A 23,023-nucleotide genomic window follows, 5' to 3' on the forward strand; every position below is an offset into this window, starting at 1 on the left:
TCATCGAACCGTTAACGAAAAAGGCCGCCAGGAGTGGCGGCCTTCAGGCAGGCTGGCGGGATCGGGCAGGTCCGGCGTGCTCACGCGCCCCCGGTCGAGTCCACCGCGCCGGCGCCGGGCGGGATGCCGGCGCGGCGCTCAAGCTCCGCCACGCGGCCCTCCAGTTCCTCCAGGCGGGCGCGGGTGCGGGCCAGCACCTGCGACTGGACGTCGAATTCCTCGCGCGTGACTAGGTCCAGCCTTGCAAAGCCCTGGGTCATCATGCTGCGCACGTTTTTTTCGATGTCCCTTGCCGGCGAGTTGCGCAGCGCCTCGCTGACCTTGTTCTGCAGGTCGTTGAAGAGATCGGTCGGTTTCATGGTTTCTCCTTTGCGCACCTAACTGGTGCCAATCCGGGTGGGCATCTGGCGTATAGCGCGCTTTCGCACAGGATTTGGGCGCCCCGATTGCGGGCGCGCGGCCTTGTGTGTCGCGGCACGCAGCCACCGTCAGGACTCAATTATCGCCCGTGAGGCACGTGGACGAAAGCTCCGGCGTATCCGCGTTCACACCTTTTAACCCGATCTGGCTTCGCTGCAGGGCAGATTCAAGTCTGGCTTTGGTCACGGCACGAGATTACGGCCGACATGCATCGCCGACTTGCATCGCCGACTTCAGCGGAGCTGGCATGGCAGTTGCAGTAGTGGGTACGCCTGCCTCATTGAATCACCGAAATCCAATAAACGAAATCCGAGCCATCAGGAAAAGGGAGAAGAAATCCATGAAGAAGTTGGCCCTTGCAGTCAGCGCGGTTGTCCTGACCAGTGCCGCTGCCACTGCCTACGCGCAAAGCACGGACGCGGCGGCCCCGGCACCTGCCGCCGCCGCGGCCGAGCCGGCATCGCCGCATACGTTCACGGCCAACGTGTCGCTGGTCTCGGACTACCGCTATCGCGGCATCAGCCAGACCAACCTGCGCCCGGCCATCCAGGGTGGCTTTGACTACGCCCACGAAAGCGGCTTCTACGTGGGCAACTGGAACTCCAGCATCAGCTGGCTCGAGGATGCCAACCCGGCGGTTTCGGCCCCGGTCGAGATGGATTTCTACGGCGGCTTCAAGAACACCTTCAAGGTTGCCGGCACCGAATTCAACTATGACGTGGGCGTGCTGGAGTACTACTACCCGGGCGGCTACAACAACCCGCGCCCTTACACCACGGAACTGTACGCCGGCATCGGCTGGGGCCCGGTGTTCCTGAAGTACTCGCACGCGGTCACCAATCTGTTTGGCTGGGCCGACAGCAAGAACAGCGGCTACATCGACCTGAGCGCCAACGTGCCGCTGAACTTCTGGGACCTGACCCTGAACGCGCACGTCGGCTACCAGGACGTCAAGCACAACAGCGATGCCTCGTACACCGACTGGAAGATCGGCCTGACCAAGGACCTGGGCAAGGGTTTCGCGCTGGCCGTAGCCTATGTCGATACCAACGCCAAGCAAGCGGCGTACACCAGCGCCAACCGTGGCCGCTACCTGGGCAAGGCGGCGGCGTGGGCCTCGATCACCAAGACTTTCTAACTCTGACGCAGCCCGGGCGAGCTGCCGGCCCGCCCCCAGGAGAATCCTGATGAAACTCATCATTGCAGTGATCAAGCCGTTCAAGCTCGACGAGGTGCGCGAAGCGCTGTCGGACGTGGGCGTGTCCGGCATCACCGTGACCGAAGTGAAAGGCTTCGGCCGCCAGAAAGGCCACACCGAGCTGTACCGCGGCGCGGAGTACATCGTCGACTTCCTGCCCAAGGTGAAGATCGAAGTGGCAGTCCCCGACGACGTGGTCGAGCGCGCCATCGAGGCGGTCGAGAAATCGGCCCGCACTGGCAAGATCGGCGACGGCAAGATCTTCGTGGCCCCGATCGAGCAGGTCATCCGCATCCGCACCGGCGAGACCGGCGGCGATGCACTGTGACCCCGAGACAGCACAACACAAGAGGTTAAGCACATGAAAACCTGGTTCAAGCGATTCCTGACGGCCGGCGCGATGGCGCTGGCCATCGGCACGGCGGGCGTGGGCATCTCCACGCCGGCCGCCGCACAGGACAAGCCGGCCGCCGAGGCATCCGCCCCGGCCGCCTCCGCCGCCCCCGCTGCAGCCGCTGCCGAAGCGTCGGCGCCGGCTGCTCCCGCCGCCGCTGCGCCTGCCGCGGCCACACCGGCCGCCGCCCCCGCGGAAGCCGCCGCCGCGCCGGCCGCTCCGGCGCCCAACAAGGGCGACACCGCCTGGCTGCTGGTCTCGACCGCCTTCGTGATCCTGATGACGCTGCCCGGCCTGGCGCTGTTCTACGGCGGCCTGGTGCGCTCCAAGAACATGCTGTCGGTACTGATGCAGTGCCTGGTGATCTTCTCGCTGGTGGCGCTGCTGTGGGCGATCTACGGCTACAGCTTTGCCTTCACCGAGGGTAACGCCTTCTTCGGCGGCACCGACCGGCTCTTCATGAAGGGGCTGACGGTCGAGGCCGTGGCGGCGACCTTCAGCAAGGGCGTGGTGGTGCCGGAACTGGGCTACTTCGCGTTCCAGTGCGCCTTCGCCTGCATCACCTGCGGCCTGATCATCGGCGCCTTCGCCGAACGCGCCAAGTTCTCGGCCGTGCTGGTGTTCGTGGTGCTGTGGTTCACCTTCTCCTACATCCCGATGGCCCACATGGTCTGGTTCTGGCCGGGTCCGGACGCCTACACCGACGCCGCTGCCGGCGCCGCCGCGACCGCCAAGTCGGGCTGGCTGTTCCAGAAGGGCGCGCTCGACTTCGCCGGCGGCACCGTGGTGCATATCAACGCCGCCGTGGCTGGCCTGGTGGGTGCCTATATGTTCGGCAAGCGCATCGGCTTCGGCCGCGAGGCGATACGTCCGCACAGCCTGACGTTCACCATGGTCGGCGCTTCGCTGCTGTGGTTCGGCTGGTTCGGCTTCAACGCCGGCTCGGCGCTGGAAGCCAACGGCTCGGCCGCACTGGCCTTCGTCAACACGCTGCTGGCCACCTGCGCCGCGGTGCTGGCGTGGACCTTCGGCGAGTGGATCGGCAAGGGCAAGCCGTCGATGCTGGGCGGTGCCTCGGGTGCGGTGGCCGGCCTGGTGGCGATTACCCCGGCTGCCGGCTTCGTCGGCCCGATGGGCTCGATCGTGATCGGCCTGCTGGCTGGCCTGCTGTGCCTGTGGGGCGTGACCGGCCTGAAGCGCATGCTGGGCATGGACGACTCGCTGGACGTGTTCGGCGTGCACGGCGTGGGCGGCATCCTGGGGGCGCTGCTGACCGGCGTGTTCGCCTCGCCCAGCCTGGGCGGCACGGGCATCTACGACTACGTGACCAACAAGGTGGCGGATGACTATTCGATCGCCGGCCAGCTGTGGATCCAGTTCGAAGGCGTGCTGACCACCGTGGTGTGGTCCGGCGTGGTCGCCTTCGTGGCCTACAAGCTGGTGGACATGCTGATCGGCCTGCGGGTGCCGGAAGACGAAGAGCGCGAGGGCCTGGATATCACCTCGCACGGCGAGACCGCGTATGAAGTCTGACCGCAAAAGTGTTGTGCTGGAGAGCTGATTGGGAATCTTCTCTCAGGAGCTTTAGCCCGGCCGTGTGCCGGGCTTTTTTCTTTCTGGCATTGCCTGCGATTGCAGACATTTGCCGGTCAGGCGTGGCCGAGCCACTTGTGTTGCGCATGCTCGGGGAGGACTCCCGTAGCTCCTCGCAAAACCCGCCAGCCGAGTACCGGCAAGGGCTGCCTGGCGATCCCCCCACGCGCCGCGCGGGCTTTTCGCAAAGTGCTTAACTCCGATCTTAAAAAGCTTCAATTGTCTTTAATGTGCTGGGCACATACATTGCCAGTGAGGCAGTTTCCTCCACCTGCAGAACGCTCCCCGTATCTGTCAGGCCATTCAAGAGCGCGGCATCGCCGCGCTTTTTTTTGCCTGTGCGGCCGGCTCTTTATTTCGCGCCGCCCATCCCCATATCGTTATCCCTCAGGCCCGGCCGTGCATATCCTTATAAGGGGGGGTGCCAGCGCCTGGTTGGCCGTTCCTCTACAATCGGGGCGAACGATAAAGACGATCTATAGGATGGATATGGTCCCGCATCTCATCACCGCGCTGAACGGTCCGCTGCTCGAACTGGAAAAGAAGATCCTGGACGCCACGCCGTCTATCGAGCGCTGGTTCAGACTGGAATGGCAGGAGCATACCCCTCCGTTCTACTGCTCGGTGGACCTGCGCAATGCCGGCTTCAAGCTGGCGCCGGTCGATACCAACCTGTTCCCGGGCGGCTTCAACAACCTGGCCCCGGAAATGCTGCCGCTGGCGGTGCAGGCGGCGATGGCGGCGATCGAGAAGATCTGCCCGGACGCCAAGAACCTGCTGCTGATCCCCGAGCGGCATACCCGCAACATGTTCTACCTGCAGAACGTGGCGCGGCTGTCGCTGATCATGCGCCAGGCGGGCCTGAACGTGCGCCTGGGCTCGCTCTCCGAGGAAATCACCGAACCGACCCCGATCGAGCTGCCCGACGGCCAGACCCTGGTGGTCGAGCCGCTGGCGCGCCTGGGCACCAAGGGCCGCCGGCTGGGGCTGAAGGACTTCGATCCCTGTTCGATCCTGCTGAACAACGACCTGTCGGCCGGCATCCCGCCGATCCTGGAAAACATCAACGAGCAGTACCTGCTGCCGCCGCTGCACGCCGGCTGGTCCACGCGCCGCAAGAGCAGCCACTTTGCCGCCTATGACGAGGTGGCCAAGAAGTTCGCCAAGCTGATTGACATCGACCAGTGGATGGTCAACCCGTACTTCGCCCGCTGCTCCGGCGTGGACTTCCACGAGCGCGTGGGCGAGGAAGAACTGGCCGACGCGGTCGAGGGCGTGCTCAAGAAGATCGCCAAGAAGTATCGCGAGTACGGCATCAAGGAGACGCCGTACGTGGTAGTCAAGGCCGATGCCGGCACCTACGGCATGGGCATCATGACCGTGCGCGACCCGTCCGAGGTCAAGGGCCTGAACCGGAAGGAGCGCAACAAGATGAGCGTCGTCAAGGAAGGCCTGGAGGTCAGCGACGTCATCATCCAGGAAGGCGTGCACACCTTCGAGAAGGTCAATGAAGCGGTGGCCGAGCCGGTGGTGTACATGATCGACCGCTACGTGGTCGGCGGCTTCTACCGCGTGCACACGGGCCGTGGCAACGACGAAAACCTGAACGCGCCGGGCATGCATTTCGTGCCGCTGGCGTTTGCCCCGAACGGCATCCCTGACAGCCACGCCAAGCCCGGCGCGGCCGTCCCCAACCGGTTCTACATGTACGGCGTGGTGGCGCGGCTGGCGCTACTGGCGGCGTCGCTGGAACTCGAGAAAACCGACCCGAACCCGATCCTGTGACGAGCCCAATGCGCATCCTCTTCATCACTGACCCGCTGGAGACCTTCAAGACCTACAAGGACTCCACCTACGCCATGATGACCGAGGCCGCCGCGCGCGGCCACGAGCTGTACTGGTGCCTGCAGGCGCAGCTGGCGCTGTCCGGCCGCACGGTCGAGACCGTGGCCACGCGCCTGCACCTGACCGGCGAGACCAGCGACGCCGACCACAGCGCCTGGTACCGCGAGGGCAACAGCGCGCTGGAGCCGCTGTCGGCCTTCGACGCGGTGCTGATGCGCAAGGACCCGCCTTTCGACATGGAGTACGTCACCAGCACCTGGCTGCTGGAGCTGGCCGAGTCGCAGGGCGCGCGCGTGTTCAACAAGCCGCGCGCGATCCGCGACCATTCCGAGAAGCTGGCCATTGCCCAGTACCCGGAATACATCACGCCGACGCTGGTCACGCGCGACCTGGCGCGCATCCGCGACTTCCACGCCGAGCATCGCGACATCATCGTCAAGCCGCTGGACGGCATGGGCGGCATGGGGGTGTTCCGCGTCGGCGCTGACGGCATGAACCTGGCCGCGATCGTCGAGACGCTGGGCCACGACGGCGCCCGCACGCTGATGGTGCAGCGCTATATCCCGGCGATCAAGGACGGCGACAAGCGCATCCTGCTGATCGGCGGCGTGCCGGTGCCGTATTCGCTGGCGCGCGTGCCGATGGCCGGCGAAGTGCGCGGCAACCTGGCTGCCGGCGGCACCGGCCGCGCGCAGGAACTGAGCACCCGCGACCGCGAGATCGCCGAAGCACTGGCGCCGGGGCTGTGGGAGCAGGGCCTGCTGCTGGTGGGCCTGGATGTCATCGGCGACTACCTGACCGAGGTCAATGTGACGAGTCCGACCTGTTTTCAGGAGATCACCCAGCAAACCGGTTTCCATGTGGCGGCGATGTTCATCGACGCGCTGGAGCACGCCGTCGACGCTGCCGGCCGCTGAGCCGGGCCGGCAGCGGGAGCGCGGGGGCCGCCTGCTACAATCGGGGCAATCCAACGGATTCACCATCATGGCAGGCATTCTGATCATCGCGCACACGCCGCTGGCTTCGGCCCTGCGCGATTGCGCCGCCCACGTCTACTGCGGCCAGCCGCAGGGGCTGGAAGCCATCGACGTCCTTCCCGATGCCGATCCCGCCGTCGTGCTGGCCGAGGCCAGGCGCCGGCTGGCTGCCATCTGCGAAGACAACGGCGCGCTGGTCCTCACCGATATCTTCGGCGCCACCCCCGCCAATATCGCCGCACGCCTGGCCGAGCCGGGCCGCGTGCGCGTGCTGGCCGGCGTCAACCTTCCCATGCTCGTGCGCGCGATCTGCTACCGGGGCGAAAAGCTCGACCAGCTGGCTACCAAGGCCCTGGCCGGCGGCTCGCAGGGTGTGCTGCAGGTCGGCACCACGACTGTCCAGAACCAAACCGCAAACCATCCCGACAAATATGCTGCAGAGGGACACCACCATCATCAATAAGCTTGGACTGCATGCACGCGCGTCCGCCAAGCTGACCCAGCTCGCCGGCAACTTTGTCAGCCAGGTCAAGATGTCCCGCAATGGTCGCCAGGTCGACGCCAAGAGCATCATGGGCGTCATGATGCTGGCCGCCGGGATCGGCTCGACGGTGACCCTCGAGACCGACGGACCCGACGAGCAGGAGGCGATGGACGCGCTGCTGGCGCTGATCGCCAACCGCTTTGGCGAGGGAGAGTGAGGCCGGCGGCCTCGACCCGAATTCTTAAACGTTCCTGACGGAGCGGTACATGCCTTTCGCCCTGCACGGCATCCCGGTCTCGCGCGGCGTCGCCATCGGGCGCGCGCACCTGCTTGCGCCCGCGGCGCTGGATGTGTCGCACTACCTGGTCGATGAAGACCAGCTCGACGCCGAGGTCGAACGGCTGCGCGCCGCGCGCGCCGCGGTGCGCGCGGAACTGGTCGCGCTCAAGCGCGACCTGCCGCGTGACGCGCCCGAGGAGCTGGGCGCGTTCCTGGACGTGCACGCGATGATCCTCGACGACGAGGCGCTGGCGCGCGAGCCCGAGGCCCTGATCCGGGGCCGGCGCTACAACGCGGAGTGGGCACTTACCACGCGCCTCGAAGAGCTGATGCGCCAGTTCGACGAGATCGAGGATGAATACCTGCGCGAGCGCAAGACCGATATCCGGCAGGTGGTCGAGCGCATCCTGAAGGCGCTGGCCGGGGCCCCGGTGCTGGTGCCAGCGCCGGTACCGGCGCTGGCCGCCGACGGCGAGGCCGCGACCGGGGTGATCGTGGTGGCCCACGATATCTCCCCGGCCGACATGCTGCAGTTCCGCCATACGATCTTCCACGGCTTCGTCACCGACATGGGCGGGCGCACCTCGCATACCGCCATCGTCGCGCGCAGCCTGGACATCCCGGCCGCGGTCGGCGTGCAGAGCGCGAGCGAGCTGATCCGCCAGGACGACTGGATCATCATCGATGGCGATGCCGGGCTGGTGATCGTCGACCCGACCGCCATCATCCTGGAAGAGTACCGCCACCGGCAGAGCGAGCGCGCGCTGGAAAAGAAGCGCCTGCAGCGGCTGCGGCATACCCCGGCGGTGACGCTGGACGGGCTGGAGATCGACCTGCTGGCCAATATCGAGATGGCCGAGGATGCCGGCGCGGCGCTGTCGGCCGGCGCGGTCGGCGTGGGCCTGTTCCGCTCTGAATTCCTGTTCATGAACCGGCGCGACGAGCTGCCGGGCGAAGACGAGCAGTTCCAGGCCTATCGCGGCGCGGTCGATGCCATGCACGGGCTGCCGGTGACTATCCGCACCATCGACATCGGCGCCGACAAGCCGCTCGATGCCCGGGGCGACGGCCGCAGCGATGACTTCGAGACCGCGCTGAACCCGGCGCTGGGTCTGCGCGCGATCCGCTGGTCGCTGTCCGAGCCGGGCATGTTCCTGACCCAGCTGCGCGCGCTGCTGCGGGCTTCGGCCTTCGGCCCGGTGCGGCTGCTGGTGCCGATGCTTGCGCACGCCAGCGAGATCGACCAGACCCTGGCGCTGATCGCCAAGGCCAAGCGCCAGCTCGACGAGCGCGGCGAGGCCTACGATCCGGGCATGAAGGTCGGTGCCATGATCGAGATCCCGGCGGCGGTGCTGCTGCTGCCGCTGTTCCTGCGCAAGATGGACTTCCTGTCCATCGGCACCAACGACCTGATCCAGTACACGCTGGCCATCGACCGCGCCGACAACGCGGTGGCGCACCTGTTCGACCCGCTGCACCCGGCGGTGCTGCAGCTGGTGGCGCGCACCATCCGCGAGGCCAACCGCGCCGGCGTGCCGGTGGCCGTGTGCGGCGAAATGGCGGGCGACCCGTCCATGACCCGGCTGCTGCTGGGCATGGGGCTGCGCGAGTTCTCGATGCACCCGGCGCAGCTGCTGCGGGTCAAGCAGGAGATCCTGCATGCCCACTGCGAACGGCTCGAGCCGTTGGTCGACCAGGTCCTGCAGGCCTACGATCCGGAGGAGCAGGCGACCGCTTTGCGGCAGCTGGCACGACCATAAAGCCAACAGGGTTTTCTGGTGCAGCAGGGCGGCTGATGCAGCACTTTAATAAGCTGGAAAGTGCCGCCTCAGCCGCCTTCTTTTTGCATCCTGTGGCGTCTACCCGACCTCTTCCTATGTGGCTTAATGGGAATTGTTATCATTATTGATCTCTGATATTCTGACGTTCATTCGCAGTGGCATGCCGGTGCCACGCGCCCCACAGGAGGGAGTTGTGTACGTCTGTATCTGCAACCAGATCACCGATCGTGAGATTCACGGTGCTGCGCACCTGGGCATCGAAACCCTCGACGAACTGGCCGAAACGCTTGGTGTCGGCACGTGCTGCGGCCGCTGCCGCGACTGCGCGCAGCAGGTGTTGCAGGAAGGCGTGGCAGCGGTGCGCAACGTCACCGTGGCGACCCTCGCCAACATCCAGGTTGTGGAGATTTCTTCCTGTTCCGCATCGGGCCCATGTACCATAATGGACACTCGGGACCCGGCAGTCGCGAACGACCAGCGCAAGGCGCTGGTGGCCTGAACGCGCCCATGAACTGAAGATCCGGTTCACGGCGCGCTTTTGCGCTTTTTCCTTTTTCACTGACTGCACGGCGCCATTGGCGCCGTTTCGTGTTTTTGCGCGGGCCCGGTGCAACAGGAGCCGCCAATGAAAGGTGACAAGAAGGTCATCCAGCATCTGAACGCCCAGCTCAAGAACGAGCTGACCGCGATCAACCAGTATTTCCTGCACGCCCGCATGTATCGCCACTGGGGCCTGAAGAAGCTCGGCGAGGTGGAGTACAAGGAATCGATCGGCGAAATGAAGCACGCCGACCGCCTGATCGAGCGCATCCTGATGCTGGACGGCCTGCCCAACCTGCAGGACCTGCACAAGCTGCTGCTCGGCGAAGACACGCCCGAAATGCTCAAGTGCGACCTGAAGCTCGAGCAGACCGCGCACGCCACCGTCAAGGAAGGCATCGCCTACTGCGAATCCGTGGGCGATTACGTCAGCCGCGAAATCCTGGTCGATATCCTCACCGATACGGAGGAACATATCGAATACCTGGAAACGCAGCTGGACCTGATCGACAAGGTTGGGCTGCAGAACTACCTGCAGTCGCAGTTGGAGCCGGGCGAGCAATAAGCCGGTCTCCGGCGTGGCCGCTCTCGATGAGCGGCCCGCCCCAGCGCGCGGCGCCATTCGGCATCGCCGTTTTGCTCGCCTGTTGGCAGTAACCCTTCTCATTCCAATTCCTGTCTTCATCCAGGCGTCGCTGGCGGGCAAAGGCTCCTGTCCCGCCACGGCGCCGCGCGGAACTCACCCTATGACCAGTGATGCGCCCTGACACCGCGGACTTCCGCACCCTGTTCCTCAGCGGCGTGGCCATGCTTGACGTGCGCGCGCCGCTGGAATTCGCGCGCGGGGCCTTCCCCGGCGCGGTCAACCTGCCGCTGATGGACGATGCCGAGCGCCATGAGGTGGGTCTGTGCTATGCGCAGAAGGGCCAGCAGGCGGCAATCGAACTTGGCCACCAGCTGGTTTCGGGCCTGCGCAAGGCGGCGCGGATCGCAGCCTGGGCGGAGTTTGCGCGCGCGCATCCGGACGGCTACCTGTATTGCTTCCGCGGCGGGCTGCGCTCGCAGCTGGTGCAGCAATGGCTGCACGCGGCCGGTGTCGATTACCCCCGCGTGACTGGCGGCTACAAGGCGATGCGCGGCTTTCTGATCGAGACCACCGATGCTGCGGCGGCGGAGCAGCAGTGGTTCGTGCTGGGCGGCCTGACCGGCAGCGGCAAGACCGATGTGCTGGCCGACGTGCCCGCCGCGATCGACCTCGAAGGCCATGCGCGGCACCGCGGCTCGGCCTTCGGGCGGCGCGCGCTGGCGCAACCGCCGCAGATCGATTTCGAGAACGCACTGGCCATCGACGTACTGCGGCATATTGACGCAGGCTGGCGCGCGCTGGTGGTGGAGGACGAGGGCCGCTATATCGGCAGCCGCGACGTGCCGCAGGCGCTGACGCAGCGCATGCAGGCCAGCCCGCTGGTGTGGCTGGACGCGTCGTTCGATGAACGCGTGGAGCGCGTGCTGCGCGACTATGTTCAAGGGCTGGCGGCGGAGTTCATCGCCGAGAAGGGCAGCACGGAAGGCTTCGAAGCCTACGCCACGCGCCTGCGCGAGGCCATGGCCGGGATCTCGCCGCGGCTGGGCGGCGCCCGCTACGGCAAGCTGTCAGCGTTGCTGGACCAGGCGCTGGCGCAGCAGGCGGAGCGGGGCGAGGTGGATTTGCACCGCGACTGGATTGCCGTGCTGCTGCGCGAGTACTACGATCCGATGTACGCCTTCCAGCGCGAACAGCACGAGGCGCGCATCGTCTTTCGCGGCGACCGCGCCGCCGTCACCGACTGGCTGCGGGCGCACACGGCGCAGCGGGACTAGCCTTCGGCTTCAGTGCCCGGCGCAGACCGGGCAATCCGGCGTACGTGCCAGCCGCATCGTGGTCCATTCCATCGACAGCGCATTGACCATCAGCAGCCGGCCCGCCAGGCTCTCGCCGACACCGGCGAGCAGCTTGAGCGCCTCGGCCGCCTGCACCGTGCCGACCATGCCGACCAGCGGCGCGAACACGCCCATGGTGGCGCAGGCCACTTCCGGCGCGGGTTCGGCCGGCGGGAACAGGCAGGCATAACAGGGCGCGTCGGGCTGGCGCCGGTCGAACACGCTGATCTGGCCATCGAAACGCAGCGCCGCGCCTGACACCAGCGGCACCTTGTGGCCCACGCAGGCGCGGTTGACCGCCTGGCGCGTAGCGAAGTTGTCGCAGCAGTCGAGCACCACGTCGGCCGTGGCGACGAGCTGGTCAAGCTCTGCATCGCCCACGCGCGCGGGCACCGTCACGATCTCCAGCCCGGGGTTGATGCGCAGCATGCCTTCGCGCGCCGAATCCACCTTGGGACGGCCCACGTTGGCGGTGGTGTGGATGATCTGGCGCTGCAGGTTGGTCAGGTCGACTTCGTCGTTGTCGACCACCGTGATGCGGCCCACCCCGGCCGAGGCCAGGAACGGCAGCGCGGCCGCGCCCAGGCCGCCGGCGCCGATCACCAGCGCATGGCCGGCAAGCAGGCGCCGCTGGCCCTCGATGCCGAGCTCGTCCAGCAGGATGTGGCGCGAGTAGCGCAGCAGTTGTTCGTCGTTGAGGCCGTCGTTCTGGTCGTCGTTCATGATGGCTGGCGCGGGGCTGGTGCGGCGCTTCGTGTTGCGGTGAGGGCGGCAGGGCCGGGCAGGTCACGCCTGGCATTGTGCTCCAAGTTGCTTTCCCATGCCGGGCGGGCGGGAATGAAAAAAGCGGCCCCGCAGGGCCGCTTCTGGTGTGGCGCAAGCCCCGGCTTCAGGGAGCCTTGCCCGTCGGCGTGCCCAGCGGCTCGCCGATCGGGGCGCTGGCTGGCGGCTGCTTGGCGGGGGCCGGTGCCGCCGGCTTGGCTGCCGGTGCGCTGGCGCCCTTGGCGCCGCTCTTGCCCGAGGGCTTTGCCGCCTTGCCGTTTTCGGCCGGCGGATTGGTTTCCAGCTTCGACTTGGAGCGCTTGACCGGCTGGCCGTTGAGCTGGGCGATGGCCTGCTGCAGCATGAAGTCTTCGGCCGAGCCAAATTCCACCGGCTTCTTGCGGCGGTCCTTCTCGCGCTCTTCCGGTGACTTCTTCGCGTTCTCTTCTTCCAGGCGGCGCAGCTCGTCCACGCGGCGCTGCTCGCGCTCGGTCATTTCCGGCTCCTCCGATTCCTGCTTGTTGTGCAGGTGGCGCTCGGTGTCGATCTCGCGCGTGATCAGCGCGTCGTCTGGATCGCCTTCGGGGTTCTGGTCGACCGGGATGTCCGGACGGATGCCCTTGGCCTGGATCGACTTGCCGCTCGGCGTGTAGTAGTACGCGATGGTCAGCTTGATGCCGGTGTCGTTGGTCAGCGGGCGCACGGTCTGCACCGAGCCCTTGCCGAAGGTGGTCTTGCCCATGATCTGCGCGCGGTGATGATCCTGCAGCGCGCCGGCCACGATCTCGGAGGCCGAGGCCGAGTAGGCGTTGGTCAGCACCACCATCGGGATCTTCTTGTACAGCGCGGGCAGGCCCTTGAGCGGATCGTCTTCCAGCGACGACAGGCGGTAGTTGTTGTACGACGCCTTGTACACGCGCTTGGCATCGGGCACCTGGCCGTTGGTGGATACCACCGTGGCGTCTTCCGGCAGGAACGCCGCGGCCACGCCGACCGCGCCCTGCAGCACGCCGCCGCCGTTATTGCGCAGGTCCAGCACCAGGCCCTTCATGTTGGGGTTCTTCTGCGCCAGCTCGGCCAGCTTGCGGGACAAGTCGGAGATGGTGCGTTCCTGGAAGCTGGTCAGGCGGATCCAGCCGATATTGTTGTCCAGCATCTTGGCCTTGACCGACTGCACGCGGATTTCGGCGCGCGTGATCGAGACCGGGAAGGTGCGTTCCTCGCTCTTGCGGTAGATGGTCAGCGTGACCTTGGTGCCGGGCTCGCCGCGCATGCGCTTGACCGCCTGCTCCAGCGGCAGGCCGCGCACGGGCTTGTCGTCGATGCGGGTGATCAGGTCGCCCGGCTGGATGCCGGCGCGGAAGGCCGGGGTGTCCTCGATCGGGTTGATCACCTTGACCAGGCCTTCTTCCTGCGAGATCTCGATGCCCAGGCCGGCAAAGCGCCCGCGCGTGCCTTCCTGCAGTTCCTTGAAGTCTTTCTCGTCGAGGTAGGACGAATGCGGGTCGAGGCTGGCGACCATGCCCTTGATGGCTTCGGTCAGCAGTTTCTTGTCATCGACCGGCTCCACGTACTCGCGCTTGATCTGCCCGAAGATATCGGCCATCAGCCGCAACTGGTCAAGCGGCAAGGGCCCCGATGAGTTCTGGGCGGTCGCCGAAATCTGCAGCGTGGCGAGCACGCCGGCGACGAGGCCGACAGAAACTAGGCTGATGTTCTTGAGCGTCTTGCGCATGAGGGCTGCCTGAACGTGTACTCGAAGTACTGGTGTACGGTAGGGAGATTATGCCGGCTGCGGCCGCCCGGCGCCGGGCGGTTTGTCCGACAGTATAAGTGCGTGTGGTGAAACGGGCCTGTCCCGTCCCGACTCAGGGTGGGCGGCCGCACATCCGCGCGCGGCCGCCCGGGCCGGCTTCAGCGTGCCTTGCCCTGGCTGGCCACGGCCGCCAGCGAGGCGGCGATGGCGTCCTGGTCACCCAGGTAGTAGTGGCGCAGGGGGCGCAGGTCGGCGTCCAGCTCATAGACGAGCGGGGTGCCGTTGGGGATATTGAGTCCGACGATATCGTCATCCGAGATCTGGTCCAGGTATTTCACCAGCGCGCGGATGCTGTTGCCATGGGCGGCAATGACCACGCGCTTGCCGGATTGGATGTCGGGGGCGATGGATTCGTTCCACAACGGCATCACGCGGGCCACGGTGTCCTTCAGGCACTCGGTCAGTGGGATCTCGTTGCGCGGCACATTGGCGTAGCGCGGATCGTCGTACGAGGCACGCGGATCGGTGGGCTCCAGTGCGGGCGGCGGCGTGTCATAGCTGCGGCGCCACACCAGCACCTGCTCGTCGCCGAACTTGGCGGCGGTTTCTGCCTTGTTCAGGCCGGCCAGCGCGCCGTAGTGGCGCTCGTTCAGGCGCCATTCGTTGCGCACCGGGATCCACATCAGGTCCATTTCATCCTGCACATGCCACAGCGTGCGGATGGCGCGCTTGAGCACCGAGGTATAGGCCACGTCAAAGCCCAGGCCGGCATCCTTGAGCAGCTTGCCGGCCTGGCGCGCCTGGTCGGCGCCGGTTTCGGTCAGGTCGACGTCGACCCAGCCGGTAAAGCGGTTTTCAAGGTTCCACGTGGATTCGCCGTGGCGGATGAGGACGAGCTTGTACATGCTGCTGCTTCCAGAGAGTAGGTAACCTGCATGCGTCCGCGCCGTCACCTGGAGGGGGCTGATGGGTTCCTTGTGGACATCCCATGTCTCAGACAGGCGACAATGGCGGATGGCCATGCGACGGCAGGGCCTGGACGCCAAACCGCGTATTTTATAATGCCGCCGACCCAACCTACCGGAATGCCAACGTGAATTTCTTCGCCGACTACAACAACCTCGCTCTGATCGCCCTCGCCGTGGTCTCGGGCGGCCTGCTGGCCTGGCCCGCGATTTCGCGCAGCACCCGCGGCAAGACCGTCAATACGGCCGCCGCGACCCAGCTGATCAACAAGCGCGGCGCGGTCGTGGTCGACATCCGCGAGCCCGCCGAGTATGCCAAGGGTCACCTGCCCCAAGCCAAGAGCGCGCCGCTGGCCGACCTGCCCTCGCGCGCGGCCGGCCTTGCAAAGGACAAGGCTGCCCCCATCATCGTCGTGTGCCAGACCGGCCAGCGCTCGGGCAAGGCCCAGGCAGCGTTGAAGGAAGCCGGTTACAGTGAGATCTACGCGCTCGAGGGCGGCATCGCCGCCTGGCAGCAGGCAGGCCTGCCGCTGGTGAAGTAATCCCGGGCAGCACCGCCGTATCCGTCACAGCGCGCCCCCGGCCAGGCCGGGCTGCGCGCGCATTGCATTCAAGGAGAACCCGCATGGCCCGTGTCGTCATGTACAGCACCGTTGTGTGCCCGTATTGCCTGATGGCTGAACGCCTGCTCAAGTCCAAGGGCGTGGAAATGATCGAGAAGATCCTGATCGACCGCGAACCCGGCAAGCGTGAAGAGATGATGGCCCGTACTGGTCGCCGCACCGTGCCGCAGATCTACATCGACGAGACCCACGTGGGCGGCTTCGACGACCTCTCGGCGCTGGACCGCCAGGGTGGCCTGGTGCCGTTGCTGGCTGCCTGAGCCGGTTGCGCCGGCGCTGGCGCGGAATCGTCTGATTCCGCGCCGGGCCGGTTCCGGCACACCCCCGGCGCGGGTGAATTCGCCACCCGCGTCATGTACCATATGCGTTTTCCAACCGGGCACCGGCCACCCTTGCACGACGCAAGGGCTGCGGCCGCCGCGCCCGATGCACATCCAGCCCATCCTCCCGGAAGCCTTTCATGAGCGACCAGCAAAACACCCAGCAGGACGATCAACCCTTCTTCAACATCCAGCGCGTCTACCTGAAAGACATGTCGCTGGAGCAGCCCAATTCGCCCGGCATCTTCCTGGAATCGGAAGCCCCGTCGGTGGAAGTGCAGGTCAACGTCGGCGCTTCGCAGCTGCAGGAAGGGATCTTCGAGGTGGTGGTGACGGGCACCGTGACGACCAAGGTGCAGGACAAGGTTGCCTTCCTAGTGGAAGCGCACCAGGCCGGCATCTTCGATATCCGCAACGTGCCGGTGGAGCAGCTGGACCCGCTGCTGGGCATCGCCTGCCCGACCATCCTGTACCCGTACCTGCGCGGCAATATCGCTGACGTGATCACCCGCGCCGGCTTCCAGGCCATCCACCTGTCGGAAATCAACTTCCAGGCGCTGTATGAGCAACGCCTGCAGGCCGCCATGGAAGAAGCCCAGGGTGCCGAAGGCGGCAACAGCGGCATCGTGATGCCCGACGGCAGCCAGGCCCGCCACTGATTCCGGCGGCCTGAGCCATCATCGAAACGGGGCTGCGGCCCCGTTTCGACTTTGGACTACCATCGGTGGCGTGAACCTCCGCGCCATCTTCTGTTCGAGCTGCCATGAAACTGACCTTCCTCGGTGCCGGTGCCTGGGGCACCGCCCTCGCCAGCCATGCCGCGGCCACCAACGACGTGGTGCTGTGGGGACGCGATCCCGCGCAACTCGCGGCGATTGCGGCCACGCGTGAGAACGCCGCCTACCTGCCCGGCGTGACGCTGTCCGGGCGGCTGGCGGTGCAGGCGGATTTCGAGCAGGCCGTGGCGCATGCCGCCGACGATGCCGACGGCATTGTGGTGGTGGCAACGCCGGTGGCGGGCTTGCGCGAGATGACGCGCCGGCTGGCCGCGCGCAGCGCCAGGCCGGTGTCGATGCTGTGGTTGTGCAAGGGCTTCGAGTCCGGCACCCACCTGCTGCCGCACCAGATGGTGCGGGCCGAGCTCGATGCCACCGGGCGCACCGAGGGCTTTGCCTACGGCGTGCTGACCGGCCCCAGCTTCGCGCGCGAGGTGGCGCTGGGGCTGCCGTGCGCGCTGACTGTGGCGGGCAACGAGCCGTCGCTGGCCGAACGCGCGCAGGCGGCTTTCCACCATCACGCGATGCGCATCTACGGCAGCGACGACCTGACCGGCGTGGAAGTCGGCGGTGCGGTCAAGAACGTGCTGGCCATTGCCACCGGCGCCAGCGACGGGCTGGGCCTGGGCCTGAACGCGCGCGCCGCGCTGGTGACGCGCGGGCTGGCCGAGATGACGCGCCTGGGGCTGGCGCTGGGCGGCCGGGTCGAGACCTTCATGGGCCTGGCCGGCGTGGGCGACCTGATCCTGACCGCCACCGGCGACCTGTCGCGCAACCGCAAGGTCGGCCAGCAGCTGGCGGCGGGGCAGAGCCTAGAGCAGATCCTGGCCGGGCTGGGCCACGTCGCCGAAGGCGTGCGCTGCGCCCAGGCGGTGGCCGAGCTGGCCGCCACGCACGGCGTCGAGATGCCGATCGCCCGCGCGGTCTGCGCGGTGCTGTTCGACGGGCTGAGCGCCGCCGATGCGGTGGCGCAGCTGCTGCAGCGCGACGCGCGCGACGAATGACTACCCGCGTATCCACCTTCTGATCCTCTGCACCGCATGCCCACACGACGACAAGCGCTGATCGCGCTGGCGGCTGCCTGCGCTGCCGGGACTTCCGGCAGCGTCTTCGCCCAACCCTGGCCCGCGCGGCCGATCCGCATGGTGGTGCCGTTCCCGCCGGGCTCGTCGCCCGACTTGATCGCGCGCATCGTGACCGAAAAGCTGGCCGCCGCGCTGGGCCAGCCGGTGGTGGTGGAAAACCGTCCCGGCGCCGGCGGCAATATCGGCACCGGCATGGTGGCGCGCGCCGCCCCCGATGGCTATACGCTGCTGTTCACCATCAACGGCCCGCTGGTGACCGCGCCGACGCTGTCGCGCAACCTGAACTACGACCCGTTCCGCCAGCTGGCGCCGGTCACGCTGGTGGCGACCTCGCCCAACGTGCTGGTGGTGGATGCGCGCCTGCCGGTGCACAACCTGCGCGAGTTCGTCGCGCTGGCACGGTCGAAGCCGGCTGAGCTGAACTATGGCTCGCCCGGCAACGGCAGCGCCTCGCACCTGGCGATGGAGCAACTGAAGGCGATGGCGGGCATCGACCTGCAGCACGTGCCGTACCCCGGCTTCCCGCAGATCACCACGGCGATGGTGGGCGGGCAGGTGCAGGCGGGCTTCATGGTGCCGGCGATCGCGATGCCGCAGGTCAACGCGGGCAAGCTGCGCGTGCTGGCCGTGACCACCACGGGGCGCACGGCGGTGTTGCCGTCGGTGCCGACGGTGGCGGAATCCGGCTACCCGGGCTTCGAGGCGATTTCCTGGCAGGCGGTGCTGGCGCCGGCGGGCACGCCGCAGGCTGTGATCGACCGGCTCTACCGCGAGCTGGTGGCGATCATCGGCAGCGCCGACGTGCGCGACAAGATGCGCGCGCAGTATTTCGTGCCGGCCGGTACCGCGCCAGCCTCGCTGCGCCAGACCATGGTGAGCGAGAAGGCACGCTGGGACAAGGTGATCCGCGCCGCCGGCGTGCAGCCGGAGTAGGCGCTGGCCGGGCGGCTCAGCTGCCGCCTTCGAACCCGTTCTGGCGCCACGCCTCGAACACCACCACGGCGACCGTGTTCGACAGGTTCAGGCTGCGGTTGTCGGGCCGCATCGGCAGCCGGATGCGCTGCGCGGGCGGGAACCAGTCGCGCCGCTCCGGTGATAGCCCGCGCGTCTCGGAACCGAACACGAACCAGTCCCCGGGCCGGAACGCCATCTGGCCGAACGGCGTCGAGCCGCGCGTGGTCAGCGCGAACATGCGCGCCGGGTCGGGCTGCTCGCTGGCCATGAGCGCGTCCCAGCTTTCATGCACGCGCATGGTGGCGTACTCGTGGTAATCCAGTCCCGCGCGGCGCATGCGCGCGTCTTCCAGCGGAAAGCCCAGGGGTTTGACCAGGTGCAACTGCGCGCCGGTGTTGGCGCACAGGCGGATCACATTGCCGGTATTGGGCGGGATTTCCGGTTCGACCAGGACGACATTGAACATGATGCAGGGGATGGCGGGCGCGCTGCGCCCTTCGTCAGAACGGTGCGCAGCTTACCGCGCGCACCGGCCAGTGTCATCCAAAGCTACGGCGTGCGCAGCGCGACGATCACGCTGACGCGGGCCGCGCCATGCGCCTTGAGCACGCTGGCGGCTTCGTGCACGGTGGCGCCGGAAGTCATCACATCGTCCACCAGCGCCACGTGCAGGCCGTCCAGCCGCACGGCGCGCGCCAGCCGGAAGGCGCCGCGCAGGTTCACCTGCCGGGCGGCCAGGTCCAGCGCGCGCTGGCTGCCGGTGTCGCGCTGGCGCTGCAGCAGCACCGGGTCGGCGCGCAGGCCCAAGTGGCGCGCCAGCGGCCGCGCGATTTCCCAGGCCTGGTTGAAACCACGCGCGGCCAGCCGCTGCGGTGACAGGGGGATGGGTGCGATCAGGTCGGGCGGCGCCCGCCGGGCGCCGGCCCAAGCCCCCGGCAGCCCCGCGGCCAGCCGGGCCGCGAGCCAGCCCGCCAGTGGCAGCGCGTGGCCGAACTTGAGCGCCAGCACCAGCTGGTCCTGGGGCGACGCGTAGTCGCCCAGCGTGTGGGCGTGATCGAATGCCAGGGGCGATGCGGCGCAGGCCGGGCAGTGGAAGTGGCGCCCCAGCGCCAGCGCGCAGGCCGGCCAGCACCTTGCCGGCGGCGCCGGCAGCCAGCGCGGCGCGCGCGTATACTTGCCGTCCGGCCGCAGCCCATCGGGCGCCGCGGCCGCGTTCATCCGGCGCCCGGGCCTGATCCTGTATCTGCCCCCGCGCCGGTTCCTGATTTTCTTGCTGCCCTGTCTGCCCGTGTCCCTGCATGCCGCTGATTCCCCCGATGCCTTCCTGCCCCCCGCGCGCCTGACCCGGCTCGCCTTCGACCGGCGCAGCCGCGGCTTCGGCCAGCTGGACTTCCTGCTGGGCGAAATCGGCCGCCGCATGCAGGAGCGCATGGAAGTGATCCGCCTGGCGCCGCAGCGCGCGCTGGATATCGGCTGCGGCCACGGTCAGGGCCTGGCCGGGCTGCGCGACCGCTTCCCGGATGCGCAGATTGCCGGGCTGGACATCTCCGGCGCGATGCTGGCCGAGGCCGGCCAGCGCGACCCGCAGCGCCGGCCCGGCTGGATCGGCCGCATGCTGGGCAAGCGGCCGCTCTTTGACCTGGTCCAGGGCGATCTTGCCACACTGCCTTTTGCGCCCGCGAGCTTCGACCTGCTGTGGTCCAACCTGGCGCTGCACTGGCATCCGGAGCCGCACCGCGTGTTCCCGGAGTGGCACCGCGTGGCGCGCGACGAAGGGCTGGTGCTGTTCTCGCTGTTCGGCCCGGACACCCTGAAGGAGCTGCGCGCGGCCTTTGCCGAAGTCGACGAAGCTCCCCATACGTTGCGCTTTGTCGACATGCACGATATCGGCGACATGCTGGTGCACAGCGGCTGGTCCACCCCGGTGATGGACATGGAGACGCTGACCGTGACCTACGAGTCCCCCGCCACGCTGCTGCGCGAGGTGCAGGCCTTCGGCGGCCTGCGCGGGCCGGCCGCTGCGCTGCCGCAGGGCCTGCGCGGCCGCGGCTGGTACCAGGCGCTGGCGCAGGCGCTGGAGCGGCGGCGCAACGCCGACGGCGTGATCCCGCTCACCTTCGAGATCGTCTACGGCCACGCCTGGAAGCTGGCCCCGCGTGGCGGCCAGGCGGTCGACGACCAGGGCCGCGCGGTGGTGCCGCTGGACCAGATCGGCCGTGCAAGGCCGCGCCGGACAAGTTAAAACAGAGTTAACTTGCGCCGGTGCGGGATTGCCGCAAACATAGCACCGGCGCGGCGGGCAGGGCGATGGCGGGGCTCTTCCCTATGCACAGAATCAAGCGGCGCGCAAGCCGTCCGGTCAAGGCGCGCCCTTGTCCGTGTATAGGAAGCGCCCTATAATGCGCCAGTTTGTCGCAGTGGTCCCCTGGCACAAGAACGTCCTGGTTTTGCACTTGCACTGTGCGGCCCGGGCGCCATCGTCCCGGGTGTGCATCCGATGCAGAGTGGTTGGCGATGCAAGACTTGGGTATCGCACTCCAGACGGCAGGTGGTGACTCCGGCGGAAATCTCGACGGACCTCTCCCCGCGCCCCACGACTGGCTGATGAAGCGGAATTGCTCGCTGTCTCCACGCCAGGTCGGCTGGTTTTACCTCTCGATCCTCACGGTTTCGCTTGCCATCGCGTTGTTTTTCGCGTGGCAAGGGTCCTGGCTCGTGCTGCCATTTGCCAGCATCGAGCTGATCGGGCTGGGGATCGCGCTGCTGGTGTATGCGCGCCATGCGACAGACTATGAGCGCGTCAGCATTACCGACGGCATGCTGGTCGTGGAGACAGCCAGCGGCACAAAGGTGACGCGCCGGGAATTCAACCCGCGCTGGGTGCGGGTCGAACTGGGTGAATCGTTCCGCGCGCTGGTGACGCTGCGCTCGGGCGGGCGTGAGGTACAGGTGGGGTGTTACGTGGACCCGTACCGGCGACGCAAGTTCGCGCAGGAGCTCGCAGCGGCCTTGCGCCGCCTCTGAGAGGCGGCGGTGGCGGCGGCGGGGACAGATTTGAATCTGTAAATTGGGTAGATAACAAATGAAAATGTGGAAGAAGGCATCCGCAGTTTGTCTGGCCGGCGCGTCCCTGCTTGCCAGCCAGACGGCGTCCGCGGTCAGCGACATGCCGGGCGGCCCCGCCGTGCGCCAGCTCAACCTGACCGAGCCGGTTACCAAGATCGCCGAACAGATTCACTGGCTGAACTGGATGATGCTGATCATGTGCACGGTGATCTTCATCGCGGTATTCAGCGTGATGTTCTATTCCGTCTTCAAGCACCGCAAGTCCAAGGGTGCGAAGCCTGCTGCCTTCCACGAGAGCATCACGGTCGAAGTGATCTGGACCATCGTCCCGTTCATCATCGTGATTGCGATGGCCCTGCCGGCGACCAAGACCGTGGTGGCGATGAAGGACACCACCAACTCCGACGTCACCATCAAGGCCACCGGCTACCAGTGGAAGTGGGGCTATGACTACCTGAAGGGCGAAGGCGAAGGCATCTCCTTCGTGTCGACCCTGACCACCCCGCGCGAGCAGATCAACAACGAGCAGCCCAAGTCGAACACCTACCTGATGGAGGTGGACAACGAGCTGGTCGTGCCGGTCAACAAGAAGATCCGCATCGTTACCACTGCCAACGACGTGATCCACGCCTGGATGATCCCGGCCTTCGGCGTCAAGCAGGATGCGATCCCCGGCTTTGTGCGCGACACCTGGTTCAAGGCCGAGAAGATCGGCGTGTACCGCGGCCAGTGCGCCGAGCTGTGCGGCAAGGAACACGCCTTCATGCCGATCGTGGTGCGCGTGGTTTCGGACGCCGACTACACCAAGTGGGTCGACGGCAAGAAGAAGGAGCTGGCGGCCAAGGCCGACGATCCCAACAAGACCTGGACGCTGGACGAGGCCAAGGTGCGCGGCGAGAAGATCTACGCAGCCAACTGCGCGGTCTGCCACCAGCCCAACGGCAAGGGCGGCGGCGCCTTCCCGGCGCTGGACGGCTCCAAGGTGGTGAACGGCCCCAAGGCCGGCCAGATGCACATCCTGCTCGAAGGCAAGGGCGGCATGCCGTCGTGGAAGCAGCTCTCGGATACCGAGCTGGCCATGGTCATGACCTATACGCGCAACGCCTGGAGCAACAAGACGGGTGAAGTGATCCAGCCGAGCGACTTCGTGGGTGCCCGCGCGGGCAAGTTCCCCGAGGGCGGCGGCGCGGCCGGCGGCGAAGCGCCGAAGGCCGAAGCCAAGCCGGCCGACAAGGCTGACAAGCAGGCCAGCCTCGCGGGCAACCGCGTCGCGGGCTGACCCGCT

At 67.1% G+C, this 23,023-nt stretch carries 25 protein-coding genes; 19 read left to right on the forward strand and 6 right to left on the reverse strand.

Annotated features, from left to right (window positions below):
* Positions 1-80: 80 nt before the first annotated feature.
* Complete coding sequence (locus AC1Q7H_RS03935; protein WP_013955417.1) at positions 81-359, reverse strand: accessory factor UbiK family protein; 279 nt, start codon at positions 357-359, stop codon at positions 81-83.
* A gap of 401 nt (positions 360-760) precedes the next feature.
* On the opposite strand from AC1Q7H_RS03935, the gene AC1Q7H_RS03940 reads away from it, so the two are divergent.
* The 11 genes from AC1Q7H_RS03940 to mnmH all read left to right on the forward strand — a co-directional run bounded on the left by AC1Q7H_RS03940 (position 761) and on the right by mnmH (position 11,371).
* Positions 761-1,558: a TorF family putative porin gene (locus AC1Q7H_RS03940; RefSeq protein WP_211980655.1), complete on the forward strand. Its 798-nt coding sequence runs from the start codon at positions 761-763 to the stop codon at positions 1,556-1,558.
* Positions 1,559-1,607: 49 nt separating this feature from the next.
* Positions 1,608-1,946 carry a P-II family nitrogen regulator gene (locus tag AC1Q7H_RS03945; RefSeq protein ID WP_010814843.1) on the forward strand — a complete coding sequence of 113 codons (339 nt, stop codon included), beginning with the start codon at positions 1,608-1,610 and terminating at the stop codon, positions 1,944-1,946.
* Between the two features lie 33 nt (positions 1,947-1,979).
* Positions 1,980-3,545, forward strand: a complete 1,566-nt coding sequence (locus tag AC1Q7H_RS03950; protein ID WP_492380982.1) for an ammonium transporter — start codon at positions 1,980-1,982, stop codon at positions 3,543-3,545.
* Between the two features lie 549 nt (positions 3,546-4,094).
* Entirely contained in the window at positions 4,095-5,390 is a 1,296-nt protein-coding gene (gene gshA, locus AC1Q7H_RS03955; RefSeq protein ID WP_013955420.1) for a glutamate--cysteine ligase, read from the forward strand.
* Positions 5,391-5,398: 8 nt separating this feature from the next.
* Entirely contained in the window at positions 5,399-6,367 is a 969-nt protein-coding gene (gene gshB, locus AC1Q7H_RS03960; protein ID WP_211980657.1) for a glutathione synthase, read from the forward strand.
* Between the two features lie 67 nt (positions 6,368-6,434).
* Positions 6,435-6,890, forward strand: a complete 456-nt coding sequence (locus tag AC1Q7H_RS03965; RefSeq protein ID WP_492380983.1) for a PTS sugar transporter subunit IIA — start codon at positions 6,435-6,437, stop codon at positions 6,888-6,890.
* Complete coding sequence (locus AC1Q7H_RS03970) at positions 6,859-7,128, forward strand: HPr family phosphocarrier protein (RefSeq protein WP_010814838.1); 270 nt, start codon at positions 6,859-6,861, stop codon at positions 7,126-7,128. The genes AC1Q7H_RS03965 and AC1Q7H_RS03970 overlap by 32 nt, the downstream gene beginning before the upstream one ends.
* Positions 7,129-7,177: 49 nt before the next feature.
* Positions 7,178-8,950, forward strand: coding sequence for a phosphoenolpyruvate--protein phosphotransferase (gene ptsP, locus AC1Q7H_RS03975; RefSeq protein WP_153953190.1), 1,773 nt, complete (start codon positions 7,178-7,180; stop codon positions 8,948-8,950).
* 214 nt (positions 8,951-9,164) lie between these two features.
* The gene (locus AC1Q7H_RS03980) at positions 9,165-9,470 is read left to right on the forward strand and encodes a (2Fe-2S)-binding protein (protein ID WP_041227713.1); all 306 of its coding nucleotides are present in this window, start codon (positions 9,165-9,167) and stop codon (positions 9,468-9,470) included.
* A gap of 126 nt (positions 9,471-9,596) precedes the next feature.
* The gene (gene bfr / locus AC1Q7H_RS03985) at positions 9,597-10,076 is read left to right on the forward strand and encodes a bacterioferritin (protein WP_013955425.1); all 480 of its coding nucleotides are present in this window, start codon (positions 9,597-9,599) and stop codon (positions 10,074-10,076) included.
* Between the two features lie 191 nt (positions 10,077-10,267).
* Positions 10,268-11,371: a tRNA 2-selenouridine(34) synthase MnmH gene (gene mnmH / locus AC1Q7H_RS03990; protein WP_153953191.1), complete on the forward strand. Its 1,104-nt coding sequence runs from the start codon at positions 10,268-10,270 to the stop codon at positions 11,369-11,371.
* Positions 11,372-11,380: 9 nt separating this feature from the next.
* On the opposite strand, the gene AC1Q7H_RS03995 is transcribed toward mnmH, so the two are convergent.
* From AC1Q7H_RS03995 to gpmA, 3 genes are all read right to left on the reverse strand, one after another.
* On the reverse strand, positions 11,381-12,154 hold the full coding sequence (locus AC1Q7H_RS03995; protein WP_211980658.1) for a HesA/MoeB/ThiF family protein: 774 nt from the start codon (positions 12,152-12,154) through the stop codon (positions 11,381-11,383).
* A 166-nt stretch (positions 12,155-12,320) separates the two neighbouring features.
* Complete coding sequence (locus AC1Q7H_RS04000; RefSeq protein WP_492380984.1) at positions 12,321-13,928, reverse strand: S41 family peptidase; 1,608 nt, start codon at positions 13,926-13,928, stop codon at positions 12,321-12,323.
* Between the two features lie 179 nt (positions 13,929-14,107).
* Complete coding sequence (gene gpmA / locus AC1Q7H_RS04005) at positions 14,108-14,854, reverse strand: 2,3-diphosphoglycerate-dependent phosphoglycerate mutase (RefSeq protein ID WP_010814831.1); 747 nt, start codon at positions 14,852-14,854, stop codon at positions 14,108-14,110.
* Between the two features lie 188 nt (positions 14,855-15,042).
* On the opposite strand from gpmA, the gene AC1Q7H_RS04010 reads away from it, so the two are divergent.
* The 5 genes from AC1Q7H_RS04010 (at position 15,043) to AC1Q7H_RS04030 (ending at position 18,651) form a co-directional block, all read left to right on the forward strand.
* Positions 15,043-15,456: a rhodanese-like domain-containing protein gene (locus tag AC1Q7H_RS04010; RefSeq protein ID WP_041227714.1), complete on the forward strand. Its 414-nt coding sequence runs from the start codon at positions 15,043-15,045 to the stop codon at positions 15,454-15,456.
* Positions 15,457-15,539: 83 nt separating this feature from the next.
* Positions 15,540-15,797: a glutaredoxin 3 gene (gene grxC, locus AC1Q7H_RS04015; RefSeq protein WP_013955430.1), complete on the forward strand. Its 258-nt coding sequence runs from the start codon at positions 15,540-15,542 to the stop codon at positions 15,795-15,797.
* A 200-nt stretch (positions 15,798-15,997) separates the two neighbouring features.
* Entirely contained in the window at positions 15,998-16,516 is a 519-nt protein-coding gene (gene secB, locus AC1Q7H_RS04020) for a protein-export chaperone SecB (protein WP_010814828.1), read from the forward strand.
* 104 nt (positions 16,517-16,620) lie between these two features.
* Complete coding sequence (locus tag AC1Q7H_RS04025; protein WP_211980659.1) at positions 16,621-17,637, forward strand: NAD(P)H-dependent glycerol-3-phosphate dehydrogenase; 1,017 nt, start codon at positions 16,621-16,623, stop codon at positions 17,635-17,637.
* Positions 17,638-17,673: 36 nt separating this feature from the next.
* Complete coding sequence (locus AC1Q7H_RS04030) at positions 17,674-18,651, forward strand: Bug family tripartite tricarboxylate transporter substrate binding protein (protein WP_013955432.1); 978 nt, start codon at positions 17,674-17,676, stop codon at positions 18,649-18,651.
* A 16-nt stretch (positions 18,652-18,667) separates the two neighbouring features.
* Here the strand turns inward: AC1Q7H_RS04030 and trmL are convergent, their stop codons facing one another.
* Both trmL and AC1Q7H_RS04040 read right to left on the reverse strand, forming a co-directional pair.
* Entirely contained in the window at positions 18,668-19,138 is a 471-nt protein-coding gene (gene trmL, locus AC1Q7H_RS04035; protein WP_211980660.1) for a tRNA (uridine(34)/cytosine(34)/5-carboxymethylaminomethyluridine(34)-2'-O)-methyltransferase TrmL, read from the reverse strand.
* Positions 19,139-19,221: 83 nt separating this feature from the next.
* On the reverse strand, positions 19,222-19,890 hold the full coding sequence (locus AC1Q7H_RS04040) for a ComF family protein (RefSeq protein WP_249221243.1): 669 nt from the start codon (positions 19,888-19,890) through the stop codon (positions 19,222-19,224).
* A gap of 70 nt (positions 19,891-19,960) precedes the next feature.
* Between AC1Q7H_RS04040 and AC1Q7H_RS04045 the strand changes: the two genes are divergently transcribed.
* The 3 genes from AC1Q7H_RS04045 to coxB all read left to right on the forward strand — a co-directional run bounded on the left by AC1Q7H_RS04045 (position 19,961) and on the right by coxB (position 23,017).
* Positions 19,961-20,914 carry a methyltransferase domain-containing protein gene (locus AC1Q7H_RS04045; RefSeq protein ID WP_193351035.1) on the forward strand — a complete coding sequence of 318 codons (954 nt, stop codon included), beginning with the start codon at positions 19,961-19,963 and terminating at the stop codon, positions 20,912-20,914.
* Between the two features lie 272 nt (positions 20,915-21,186).
* On the forward strand, positions 21,187-21,696 hold the full coding sequence (locus tag AC1Q7H_RS04050; protein ID WP_013955437.1) for a DUF2244 domain-containing protein: 510 nt from the start codon (positions 21,187-21,189) through the stop codon (positions 21,694-21,696).
* A 58-nt stretch (positions 21,697-21,754) separates the two neighbouring features.
* Entirely contained in the window at positions 21,755-23,017 is a 1,263-nt protein-coding gene (gene coxB / locus AC1Q7H_RS04055) for a cytochrome c oxidase subunit II (protein WP_013955438.1), read from the forward strand.
* The last annotated feature ends 6 nt before the right edge of the window (positions 23,018-23,023 follow it).

This window comes from Cupriavidus sp. GW823-FHT06D04 (genome assembly GCF_058795055.1).